The sequence below is a fragment of the Microbacterium sp. genome (assembly GCF_031988965.1).
Classification (GTDB): Bacteria; Actinomycetota; Actinomycetes; order Actinomycetales; family Microbacteriaceae; genus Microbacterium.
This window is the reverse complement of record NZ_DALZXX010000098.1, coordinates 1-11,179: the sequence shown is the minus strand read 5'-3', so window position 1 is coordinate 11,179 and position 11,179 is coordinate 1. Positions and strand designations below refer to the sequence as shown.

Here is an 11,179-nt window from a genome sequence, read left to right as displayed (position 1 = left end):
TCGGTCGATGACGACGACGTCGAGCCGTTCGCGTCCCGCTTCCCGTTCCAGACCGCGGTCTACCAGCTCACCCTGCTGTCTGTGCTCGCCGGCATCGCCGCCGCGATCGAGCGCGACACCGTCGACCAGGTGCGGGCGCGGACCCGCGTGTACAGCCACGGAAGCGCCGGCCGAGTGGCCGACGACCCGCAGGTCCTGCAGATCGTCGGCGAGCTGACCGCGACGAGTGCGACGGCACGGGCCCTGGTGCTCGACGTCGCCCGTGCCGTGCAGCATGCGGCGGATGTGCTGGGCACCCCCGAGACCGAGGACGCCGTGGTCACCGCTGAGCTGCGGTCGTCGCAGGCGCAGATCGTCCTGACCGACCTGGTGCCGCGGGCCGCCTCGAGGCTGTTCGACACCCTGGGCGCCTCGGCCGTGAGGTCGGGCACCGCGCTCGACAGGCACTGGCGCAACGCCCGCACGGTGTCGTCGCACAATCCGTGGATCTTCAAGGCACGTCAGCTCGGCGACCACGCCGTGAACGGACGTACGCCCGAGTTCGTCTGGGCGGTCGGCGAAGGCACGTCCGTCAGCGAGAACGCGTCGGTCGGCGAAGACACCAGGTCGCTCGCCACGTCCTGATGCTCGGCGGGATCAGTCGGTGCTGCGCACCGAGAGCATCCGCCAGCCGTCCGGCACCTTGGCCTCGAGCGCGGCCATGTCGTCGGCCTCGATCTCCTGCACGCCGTCGACACGCCAGAATGTGCCGGTGGACTCCATCTTCGCCTCGCCCTTGAGCATGCGCACCGGGGCCGATGCGAGCACGAAGCCGGGCTGCTGCTGAGCGATGAGCTGGTCGTGCACGTCCTCGAGGGTCGTGCCGATGACGTCGACGGTGCTGCTCTCGACGGGACGGATGAGTGCGATGAGCATTGCCCCAGCCTACGAGGTCAGGCGTTCGCCACCTCGGGTTTGCGCTCGACGGCGCCACCTTCGGCAGGTTCCGGCGTGATGTAGAGGCCGGATGGCGCGTTCGCGGTGAAGGCGAGCGCGTCGACCCAGGCGCGGTTGATGGCCGGCTGGCGGCTGCCGAAGTACTTGAAGACGAGGGCGCTGCCCGAGTGGATCCACACGGTCGTGCGACCGCCGCCCACGCTCGAATCCTCTTTCCACGAGAACGAGAACGGCTCGCCGCGTCGCAGCTTGGCCGTGATCACGAGCTGCAGGTGCGTGAGAGCGCGGTCCTCGATCTCGACCTTCTGACCACCTTCGTAGATGAATCGGCCCATCAGGGGCTCCTCTGCTTCTCATCTCCACAGGACCCGTGCCAGAGGGGCGATCCGGGGGAATCGCCACGTGGTGATATGTCCAGAATGCCACGTCGGAAATGTGCAAGTGCTGTCCGCGCGAAGCCGCTGTCCGTTATGCGCAGGAACATTGCGCCCCGTGTCCTGTCGGTGATCGCTACGCTCGATATATGGGAATGCTGTTCTACGGCGCCACCGAGGACCCGATCCGCATCGAGGACCGCGCCCTCGCTCATCTCAAGGTGGCCATCGCCACGAAGCTGCGCCGACAGGAGAGCTTCACCGTGTCATGGCAGCACCCTGACGGGCAGGCACGAGGGCGGTCGACGATCTGGCTGCATCCGTCCATCCCCCTCCGATTCGTCTTCGACGATGCGGAGACTCCCGATCTCAACCCCACGTGGATCCAGCACCTGATGCTGAGCGCGAGTTCCTCGGGCGGCATCATCCTCGTCGACGAGATGGACGAAGACTCGAGTCCCACCGACCACGACCTCGGCTGACGATCGGATGGCCTGCGCCCCGTCACTCCGCCTCAGGCGGCGTGGAGCCAGCGCGGCACCACGAGCGGACTGCCCGACTCGGGGTCGGGAATCACGCGCGCATCCACGCCGAAGACGTTCGAGACCAGTTCCTCGGTGATCACGGCATCCGGCGCACCCGTCGCGACGACCTCGCCGTCCTTCATCGCGATGATGTGATCGGCGTAGCGAGCGGCCTGGTTGAGGTCGTGCAGCACGGCGACGAGCGTGTTGCCCTGTCGCCGGTTGAGCGAGCGGCAGAGCTCGAGCAGCTCGATCTGGTGGCTGACGTCGAGATAGGTCGTCGGCTCGTCGAGCAGCAGGATCGGAGTCTGCTGCGCGAGCGCGACCGCCATCCACACCCGCTGTCGCTGGCCACCGGAGAGTTCGTCCACGAGACGACCCGAGAGGTGACGGATGCCGGTGGCGTCCATCGCCTCTCCCACGGCCGCCTCGTCGTCGGGCGACCAGGGCGCGAACAGCTTCTGATGCGGGTAGCGGCCCCGGGTCACGAGATCGACCACACGGATCCCGTCGGGCGCGACCGGCCCCTGGGGAAGCAGCCCGACCTCGCGCGCGAGCTGCTTGGTCGGCAGCTCATGCAGACTGCGTCCGTCGAGCAGTACGCGTCCGCGCGTGGGCGGCAGCAACCGGGTCAGGCTCTTCAACAAGGTCGACTTTCCGCACGCGTTCGGACCGACGATCACGGTGAACGCACCGTCGGGTATCTCCACGGACACGTCTTCGCAGACGAGGGTGTCGGCGTAGCCGAGTGCCGCGCCGTCGACCGTCAATCGAGTCATCATTTCTTTCCTTCTCGGAGGAGCAGCCAGAGGAAGTAGAGTCCGCCGATCGACACCGTGACGATGCCCACAGGCAGGGGCGAGTCGGGGTGGATCCGCTGCGCCACGACGTCGGCGAGCAGCAGGAGCATCGATCCGACGGCGGCCGCCGGCCCCAGGGCGAGTCCGTCGGACCGGACGATCCGCCGGGCGATCTGGGGTGCGGCGAGAGCGATGAAGGAGATGGGGCCGACCGTCGCCGTGGCGAGCGCCGTGAGCCCGACCCCGATCACGATCGCCGACACCTGCACCAGTCGCACGTTCTGCCCGAGGGCGGTCGCGAACGGCATCCCGATCTGCATGATGCGCATCGGCCGGCTGAGCGCCGCCGCAGCGACGATGAAGAGCGCCGACCCGATGAGCGCGGTCGCGAAGGTGGGCCACGAGACGCCCGACAGGTTGCCGGCACCCCACAGCCCCGCCATGATCGCGTCTTCGACGGTCGCTGTGAGCAGTATCCAGACGTTCACCGAGGCGAGCATCGCGCTCACCGCGATGCCGACGATGATCAGGCGCACGCCACGCACCGCGCCGCGCTTCGACGACAGGAAGAACACGAGGAAGGCGGTCGCCACACCGCCGGTGAGCGCCCCGACCATGGTCGCGGCCGATCCCCCGCCGAGGAGCAGCATCACGACGAGAGCACCGGTGTACGACCCGGTCTGGAATCCGATGACATCCGGCGACCCGAGCGGATTGCCGGTGAGGTTCTGGAAGATCGCACCGCTCAGCGCGAGGCAGGTGCCCAACAGCACCGCCATCAGGATGCGGGGAGCACGCCACTCGAGCACGACCATGGTCGTGTAGTCGTCTCCGCCTCCGGCGAGAGTCACGAGGGCCTCCCACGGGGTGATCTGCGCGGATCCCGTGCACAGCGCGTAGACGGCGAGCACGACGATCGCGGCCCAGATCGACAGACAGATCACCAGCGAGCGGGCATCCACGAGAAGCAGGGGCCGCGAGGGGCGTCCGACACGCAGGATGCGTCGGCCGAAGTCGATGTCGGTCATCGCCTCACACCTCCGAGACCCGGTAGCGACGGACCATGTAGATCAGCACGGGTGCACCGATGAACGCGGTGACGATGCCCACGGGCACCTCTCCGGCGGTGATGATGCGACCCAGCACGTCGGCGAACCCCATGACCACGGGGGCGATCAGCACCGAGTACGCCATGATCCATCCCTGATGCGGGCCGACGATCATGCGCGCGAGGTGCGGGGCGAGCAGACCCAGGAATCCGATCGGCCCGGCCGCAGCCGTCGCGCCGCCCGCGAGCAGCGCGATCGCGACGAGGGCGACGAGTCGGATGCGCTGCGGATGCGCGCCCATCGCCACGGCCGACGCCTCGCCGAGCGAGAGCACGTCGAGCGATCGGGAGCTGAGGAGCGCGATGACGAGGCCCGCCGCGATGATGGGCACGATGGCGAGAGTGGCGTCGAGGGGCTGAGAAGCGGTCGTCCCCGCCGACCAGCCGCGCAGACGCTGCAGCATCTCGGAGTTCGACAGCAGCACCGCCGACGTGAAGCCCGAGAGCACCGCACCGAGTGCGACGCCCGAGAGCGTCATGCGCACCGGATTGCCGCGCGCCGAGCCCGTGTTGCCGATCACGAACACGAGGACCGAGGTGATCATCGCGCCCGCGAACGACCACCACATGTACTGCGAGATGTCGGTCACCCCGAAGAACGCGAGTCCCACGACCACGGCGAGCGATGCCCCGGCATTCACCCCCAGGATGCCGGGGTCGGTCATCGGGTTCCGCGTGACCGCCTGCATCAGGGCTCCGGCGACTCCGAGTGCCGCGCCGGCGACGAGCACGAGAACGGTGCGCGGCACTCGCGAGAACCAGATCGTCTGCGAGACCGCATCGTCAGGGTCGGGATGCAGGAGGAAGTGCAGCACGTCGGCAGGGGCCACGAAGCGCGAGCCGACCAGCATGCTGGCGGCGAGCGCCAGCGCACAGAGCGCGACGAGCCCGAGGAGCCCGAGCCACCGGCGCCGATGATGCGGTCGGGTCGCCGGAGTTCGCGGGTCCGCCCCGGACACGGGTGTGTTCGGGGCGGACACGACTGCCGCGTTCTGCGCGTGCATCGGGGTGTCAGGCGACCTTGGTCGACGAGGAGACGAGAGCCGTCAGGTCGTTCAGCCAGGCCGCGTAGGTGGATGCGGTCATCGCGCCCTTCGAGCTCCAGGCGCCCAGCTGCTCGGCCTGCACGGGGGGCAGAGCGTTCCACAGGTCGGCACTGAACGAGAAGTCCTCGTTGTAGCCCTCGACGAGCAGGATGTCGGCTCCGAAGGTCGAGGCGTCCTCCCAGGCGACCTGTCCCCACGGGTTGCCGGTCGCCGGAGCGTCGGCGCCGACGATCGTCGCACCGAGCTCCTCGAGCATCGTCGCCTGAGCGAATCCGACACCGGTGTAGAGCATCTCCTTCGTCGGGCTGGTCAGCATGATGTCGAGGTCGCTGTCCGCGATGGCGGCACCGAAGGCCTCCTTCGCCGCAGCGAGGTCGGCATCGGACTGCTCGATGGCGTCGGAGGTGACATCCGCCCCGAAGAAGGCCGCGATCTCACGGGTGTCGGCGATGCGGCCGTCGATCGTCTCGCTGCTCGGGAGGGGCACGAAGGGCGCGACGCGGGTGATCTGCGCGTTGACGTCTTCGTCGAACCACGACCATCCGTCGGCGGTGCCCTGGCCGACGATCGCGTCGGGTCGCAGCTCGGCGAGCTTCTCGACGTCGATCTCGCCGTCCTTGCCGACGACCGGGATGTCGGAGATGTCGGCGTCCCCCATCACGAACGGGTTGTCGCACTCGTACCCGAAGAGCGCGACCGGCTCGACACCGTACTCGTGGAGCGAGCTGTAGGCGTAGCAGTCCATGACGATGTCCTGCGGCTGGGCATCGAAGTCGATCTCCAGTCCCTCGAGCGAGGGATGCGTGAGCGTCACGCCGGCATCGCCGTCGGTGCCTTGCTCGGTCTGCCCTTCGGACGAGGCGCAGGAGGCGAGCAGCAGGGCGGACGCGGCCACGAGGGCGACGAGGGAGGCGCGGCGGAGCACAGTGAGGACCAATCTGTCGGTGGAGGGGATCCCTTCGACCGTAGCAAGATTGAAGTTAGGGTAGGTAATCCTAAGTAGGACTTGACCTGCGCCGTGTTGGGAACCACGTCAACAGAGCGTTGGTCGATCCACGCAGGCCCCGCGGCACGAGACCAAAATCGGACTAGGACATGGTTGGGCAGAGTCGGATACGACGATCGCATCGAACGCCAGACGAATAAATGCCTGGGACTCGATTTCGACCGAGGCTCCGATACTGATCGGCCGTCGGATACCCGGCGCCACTCGAAGATCGCAGCCGACCGCCTCCGGGCGACTTAGCACCCGGCCATTGGCTTCGCTGACAGGCGCCACCGCACAAACTAAAGCTCGGCCTCGAAAGATGCCCTTGCGCGCACTTACATTCACCTAGGCTCGGATCAATTGCAGGTCTTTCACGTCAAGGGGGACGCTTCGAGCAGGCGCCGCAACTATCGACCTGCCAGCGGGTGGATGAAGTCCTCTTCGTTGATGTACTCTGGCGGCAGTCCATCGAGCGCGCGCAAAGCGTTTCGCCAGCCGACTACGATGCGGTTCCCCTCCATGACATGGGTGTACGAGGCACCCAAAAGAAGGTCCGTTTCGTTGAGGTGTCTATTCTCTGGCATGCCCGATGGGAGGGAAAAGTCATTGCCACCGGTCGTTGGATCGATGTTCAACCACGCTTCGTTCACTCCGTCTCGAAGGCTGAAAAGCAGGTCAGACTGATCCGGATGGAGCCCTAAGAGTCGGATAGCGCGATTCACGAGCGGATCCAGTTCGATGGTGACCTTCGCATAGGTCTGCGCTTTGTCGAGGCGATCGCTCGCGATGGGGAGCAACTCCTTCCCCAGCTGAATGAACGTAGCCATAACCGCACTCTGCGGTGCGCGCTGAGAGTGGAGACGATCGATACGGTCCAGTCGAACATCAAGGGCGGCCGACCATTGTGCGCCAGCAACTTTGTCGAAGTCGACCGCCTCCATCCACGCAGGCAGCTTTTCGTCAATCGCTTGAGCCGTGGCAGTCAGCTCTTCTACCTCGTCCGATGCCGAGCGGCTTTCAGTGTGCAGCGCTACCACAGACACTTCTTGTCGGCGCCGTGCTAGTTCCTCCGCAATTTCGTGCACAGCTTCGAGGTGTTCTTCGGAATCCAGCTTCTTGTTGCGCAACTTGCGCCAATCGAGATACTGAGTCCGCGCAATTAGCGCGAGAACCTCATCTGGACTGTCCTCAGCAAGGTTGGGAATATCAATGTACAAGATTGGCAGAAGAAGCCTGTCGATACCCCGGCTCTTCGCGTGCCCGCTGAAGGCGATAAGCTCTTTTCGGCACTCGATGCTCTTCAAATAGCTCGGGGTGATGATCGGCATAAAGAATGGAGCGTCGCCAACAGCGCTGTCGATCTTGGTGCGCCATGCATCCCCCCAATGAATAGAGGAACGGTCCAGAAACATGCCCAGCTCGTCGCCTGTCGTCAAGGCGAACTCGTTCTGAATGGCCTCGGCAAGTTTCGAAACGCGGCCAAAAGATCGCGAATCGTCGTCGTGCGCGTAACTCCAGAATGCTTCGTACGTCGTGTCCACCGGTCACCCCTCGATTATCGTGGCCAGGATACCGGAACTCTGGCTCGACTCAATCGAATCGCAAGATACGGGCCGTACGGCCCGTTAAATCGCAGAGTCGATGAAGGAGGGCGGGCCACGATCCAGCGAGCACGCAAGCGTTGAACCTCGCATCGAGCCCCCTCCAGGGCTAGGGTGTGAGCATCAGCCGGGCACGCCTGACCACCCGGACCCGCATCCGTGACTTCGTTGACCGCTGACACAGCGACTTGGCACGTAACATGGAGGAGTCTTCGGCTTGGGACGGCAATGATCGGTCGAGGGCATGCCGCAATCTGCGATTCGAATCACGTTCAACCGCTTGAAAGGACGTCTTCGCGGTTGCTTCACTTGAGCGCCCCTGGACCGCGCTGCGCTGCCGAGACGAGATCCATCTGACGAGACAAGTCGGTAGTCGTGCTTCGCCCTCAAACTGGCCAAAGCGCGAGGCATGCGCTTTGGCGCAGCAGGTTCCGGTGTGGGACACGACCGCACCCCGGCCGGCGTCTCGCACTTCCGCTCGACGAGATCGGTACCCCTGCCGAAACTGATGGGCTCTGGCGATTGAGCGTGACTCAACCTTCTGGAGACAGCCAGCGGAAGTATGAGTGCGTTTTGTGCTCTCGTCAGCCGCGACGATGACGAGGGTTTGCTGCGGCGTCGTCGCGCCGGACCTCGAGCCGCTCGACAAACGATCATCTTCGGCGGACCTTTGAGTACGGAGCTCGGGCTGCCGTCGACCGCGGCGCTCCCCAGGCTGGTACTCGCCGCGAGGATCAGGGCACGAGAGGATGGCTCGGTGCCTCTCTCCCCCGACCGCCCGGACTGCTTCCGCCTGCCGGCCGTCGACGCTGCGGCGATCCGGACGCGCCCGGATCAGCTGCACCTCGTACCGCCGGACAGCGGGATCGACGCATTAGCGATCATCGAAAGCCATCGGCGAGTGCGGGTCACCCGTGGCAGAAAGGATGCGATCGGCTGCCTCCTCCCGATCGCCGGCGGTCTCCTGCCCGCGGCCGTGGTCGGCGTCGTGGTCGTGTCGCTCCGGCTGCCGTTTCACGACATCGCCGCCGCCGTCGGCCTGCTGTTCGCCGTGGGAGCGACGGTAACCGGGGTCGTCGCCTCGCGCGCGGTGTCGGCAACTCCCTCCCCGAAACCCTTGCCCTCCGTGCTCATCCATCCCCTCGTGGTGGCTGGCGCTCCCGCAGATCTGCCTGCTCCGGACATCGTGCTCGCGTCGCGGGTGCTCGTCGACCGGGACCGCGCCGAGGCTGACCTCCGAAAAGCCCGCACCGACGCACAGCTCACTGACGAGGAACGTCAGGTCTCCCCCGGCGACCGGTCGACCTGGTACTTCCGCCCGGAGGATCTGCCCGGTCTCGAGCGCACAGCAGCCGACGCGGAGAAGCGATCGCATGAGATCAGGAGCAGACTCGGCATCGCCCTCGACGCGGACCGCGGCACGGACTCGGCACCGGAAGACTGAGGTCGACCCGCTCGCCGGCTACGGGACTCAGGCCGGCGAGCTGCCCGCGCGCTCGCGCACCGGCCACTGAAACCGTTGGGCGAATCCGGCGACCTTCGTCGACCGCATCAGCAGCACGAACAGGCCGTAACCGATGATCCCGCCCAGGATGTTCGTCAGCCAGTCGTTGATGTCCGCGAGGTGTCCGCCGAGGGCGAGCCGTGCCGTGGCCATCTGGGTCAGCTCGATGAGGAGGCTCGCACCGGCGACGATCGCGACCACCTTCCACCAGCTCGGCCTCGCGGTGAGCAGCGGCACGAGCATACCGAGCGGGACGAACACCGCGACGTTGATGAGAGCATCCTCGAGCCCGTAGTCGACGAACGGCACGAGGTAGAGCGCCAGCGGCCGCGGCCCGTCGTAGAACCCCGTCCCGACACGGAGGAAGATCGGGAAGACCGTGTTGGCGAGCACGCCGCCCGCGTAGATCGCGAGGACGGCGGCGACGCTCGCCCGGGGAAGGGTGACGCGCCCGCGGGAGCGGAGGACCCTCATGAGCACGAGGAAGATCACGATTCCGAAGGGGATCACGATCGGGAGCATGGGGACTTCGACGAACTTCATTCACTGCTTCCGGCGACTGCGTGGTGCGGTGCAGCAGCACCGCACCGATCGTATCGGGATCGTGAACCGTCACGATTCTCGCTGAGCTCGACCGACGCGAGAGTGCCGGAGAGGGACGCGATCAAGATTTCCGTGATCAAACCGTTGCATTCGTTATCTCGCCGTTATAGAGTGATCGCACGGTGAATGTTTGCTGTGGCATCCACCTCATGTGATTGCAGGACACTCTTGGTGCAAGGGACAAGGGCCGGTCGGGAGCCTCTCCGACCGGCCCTTTACTGTTGCCAGTACGCTGTTCCCATGACCGATCGCAAGCTCGCCCTCGAAGCATGGGAGAGCCTGTTCCGCGCTCAGCACGAGCTGTTCACCGAGATGAACACGGACTTCGAGGGCAGCGATCTCGCTCAGGCCGAGTACGACGTGCTGCTCACCGTCACACGGTCGCCCGACTTGACCGCCCGGCTTCGCGACGTCACCGCGAACATGCTCATCAGCCAGCCGAGCGTCTCGCGACTCGTCGACCGAATGGTGTCACGAGGCCTCGTCGAGAAGGCGCCCGATCCCGAAGACGGCCGTGGAGCCTTGATCACCGCGACCGACGCCGGCGCTCGCGAGTTCCGCAGCCTCGCGACCGTGCACGGCCGATCGATCGCCGAACGGATGTCGGTGCTCGAAGACTCCGAGCTCAAGACGCTGCGCGACCTGGCCGAGAAGCTCCGCGGCCGCTGACCCATCCCGACGCCCCCTGCTGTTTTCTGGCAGGGTGGAGCGGAGTTGCGGCATCTTCGCGCCGCGGCATCAGACCACCCCCTCGGGGGGAACCAGGGAGGTCATTCATGGAGATCGCCGGAATCGTCGGCATCCTCGTCATCGTCGGCATAGCGGTCGTCGCCGCCGTCGTCGTCCTGCTCATCCTGCTGCTGTTCGCACGCAGCTGGATCAAGGTCGCGCGCGCCGATGAGGCGCTCGTCATCTCGGGACGCAAGCAGAAGGTGGCACGCGCTGTCATCGGCGCGGACGGCTCGACCAGAGACGAGATGTCGGAGTCGCCCGTCACGGTCATCGTGAACGGCAAGTCGCTGGTGAACCCCATCACGCAGCGCCACGAGATCATCTCGCTGCGCTCGCGCCAGGTCTCGCTGAACGCCGAGGCTCAGTCGCTCGACAGCGTCACGCTGAACGTCGACGGCGTCGCCATCGTGAAGATCGGCTCGGACCCCATCCTCGTGCGCCGCGCCGCCGAGCGTTTCGCCTCGCAGGACAAAGCGATCGAGCAGTTCACCACCGAGCAGCTCGAAGGTGCTCTCCGTGGAATCGTGGCGACCCTCTCGGTCGTCGAGCTCATGCGCGAGCGCAAGAAGTTCTCCGACCAGATCGCCGCCGACGTCTCGCAGGAGCTCGCCGAGCAGGGTCTGATCCTGGACTCGTTCCAGATCAAGGGCATCACCGACAAGGTCGGCTACATCCAGTCGCTGGGTGCGCCCGAGATCCAGGCGAAGCGTCAGTCGGCGGAGATCTCGCAGACCAACGCCGACCGTGCGATCAACCAGAAGAACATCGCGAACCAGGAAGCCAACCTGGTCGAGCAGACCGCCCTCGACACCAACACCGCCAACGCGAACGCCGGCATCGGCCGTGCGCGCGCCGAAGCAGAGCAGGCCGAGAACCTCGCCCGCGAGCAGGCTCAGCAGGCCGTTCTGCAGCAGCAGGCCGAGAACCGTCAGGCTCAGCTCGACGCCGACGTCAAGCGCGTCG

At 66.1% G+C, this 11,179-nt stretch carries 12 protein-coding genes and 1 pseudogene; 5 read left to right on the top strand and 8 right to left on the bottom strand.

Annotated elements, in window-relative coordinates:
• A pseudogene (locus RTM68_RS13745) lies at positions 1-624 on the top strand (acyl-CoA dehydrogenase family protein); the annotation flags it as partial.
• Between the two features lie 12 nt (positions 625-636).
• Here the strand turns inward: RTM68_RS13745 and RTM68_RS13740 are convergent.
• Complete coding sequence (locus RTM68_RS13740; RefSeq protein WP_312171850.1) at positions 637-915, bottom strand: hypothetical protein; 279 nt, start codon at positions 913-915, stop codon at positions 637-639.
• A gap of 17 nt (positions 916-932) precedes the next feature.
• Positions 933-1,271 (bottom strand): ATP-dependent DNA ligase, encoded by a 339-nt coding sequence (locus RTM68_RS13735; protein WP_194762813.1) that lies wholly within the window; start codon positions 1,269-1,271, stop codon positions 933-935.
• 188 nt (positions 1,272-1,459) lie between these two features.
• Between RTM68_RS13735 and RTM68_RS13730 the strand changes: the two genes are divergently transcribed.
• Entirely contained in the window at positions 1,460-1,792 is a 333-nt protein-coding gene (locus RTM68_RS13730) for a hypothetical protein (RefSeq protein ID WP_312171848.1), read from the top strand.
• 32 nt (positions 1,793-1,824) lie between these two features.
• Here the strand turns inward: RTM68_RS13730 and RTM68_RS13725 are convergent, their stop codons facing one another.
• The 5 genes from RTM68_RS13725 to RTM68_RS13705 form a co-directional block, all read right to left on the bottom strand.
• Complete coding sequence (locus RTM68_RS13725; protein ID WP_312171846.1) at positions 1,825-2,616, bottom strand: ABC transporter ATP-binding protein; 792 nt, start codon at positions 2,614-2,616, stop codon at positions 1,825-1,827.
• Positions 2,613-3,662: an iron chelate uptake ABC transporter family permease subunit gene (locus tag RTM68_RS13720; RefSeq protein ID WP_312171843.1), complete on the bottom strand. Its 1,050-nt coding sequence runs from the start codon at positions 3,660-3,662 to the stop codon at positions 2,613-2,615. The genes RTM68_RS13725 and RTM68_RS13720 overlap by 4 nt, the downstream gene beginning before the upstream one ends.
• 4 nt (positions 3,663-3,666) lie before the next feature.
• A complete protein-coding gene (locus RTM68_RS13715) occupies positions 3,667-4,722 on the bottom strand; it encodes an iron chelate uptake ABC transporter family permease subunit (protein WP_312171840.1) in 1,056 nt (351 codons plus the stop codon).
• Between the two features lie 31 nt (positions 4,723-4,753).
• Positions 4,754-5,713, bottom strand: a complete 960-nt coding sequence (locus tag RTM68_RS13710; RefSeq protein ID WP_312171838.1) for an ABC transporter substrate-binding protein — start codon at positions 5,711-5,713, stop codon at positions 4,754-4,756.
• Between the two features lie 470 nt (positions 5,714-6,183).
• Positions 6,184-7,317: a toll/interleukin-1 receptor domain-containing protein gene (locus tag RTM68_RS13705; protein ID WP_312171835.1), complete on the bottom strand. Its 1,134-nt coding sequence runs from the start codon at positions 7,315-7,317 to the stop codon at positions 6,184-6,186.
• An 817-nt stretch (positions 7,318-8,134) separates the two neighbouring features.
• Here RTM68_RS13705 and RTM68_RS13700 point away from each other — a divergent pair.
• Positions 8,135-8,821, top strand: a complete 687-nt coding sequence (locus RTM68_RS13700; RefSeq protein WP_312171833.1) for a hypothetical protein — start codon at positions 8,135-8,137, stop codon at positions 8,819-8,821.
• A 27-nt stretch (positions 8,822-8,848) separates the two neighbouring features.
• On the opposite strand, the gene RTM68_RS13695 is transcribed toward RTM68_RS13700, so the two are convergent.
• Complete coding sequence (locus tag RTM68_RS13695; RefSeq protein WP_312171831.1) at positions 8,849-9,424, bottom strand: VanZ family protein; 576 nt, start codon at positions 9,422-9,424, stop codon at positions 8,849-8,851.
• A gap of 300 nt (positions 9,425-9,724) precedes the next feature.
• Here RTM68_RS13695 and RTM68_RS13690 point away from each other — a divergent pair, with 300 nt between their 5' ends.
• Positions 9,725-10,153 carry a MarR family transcriptional regulator gene (locus RTM68_RS13690; RefSeq protein ID WP_312171828.1) on the top strand — a complete coding sequence of 143 codons (429 nt, stop codon included), beginning with the start codon at positions 9,725-9,727 and terminating at the stop codon, positions 10,151-10,153.
• A 107-nt stretch (positions 10,154-10,260) separates the two neighbouring features.
• On the top strand, positions 10,261-11,179 hold a 919-nt coding region (locus tag RTM68_RS13685; RefSeq protein WP_312171825.1), incomplete at its 3' end, for a flotillin family protein.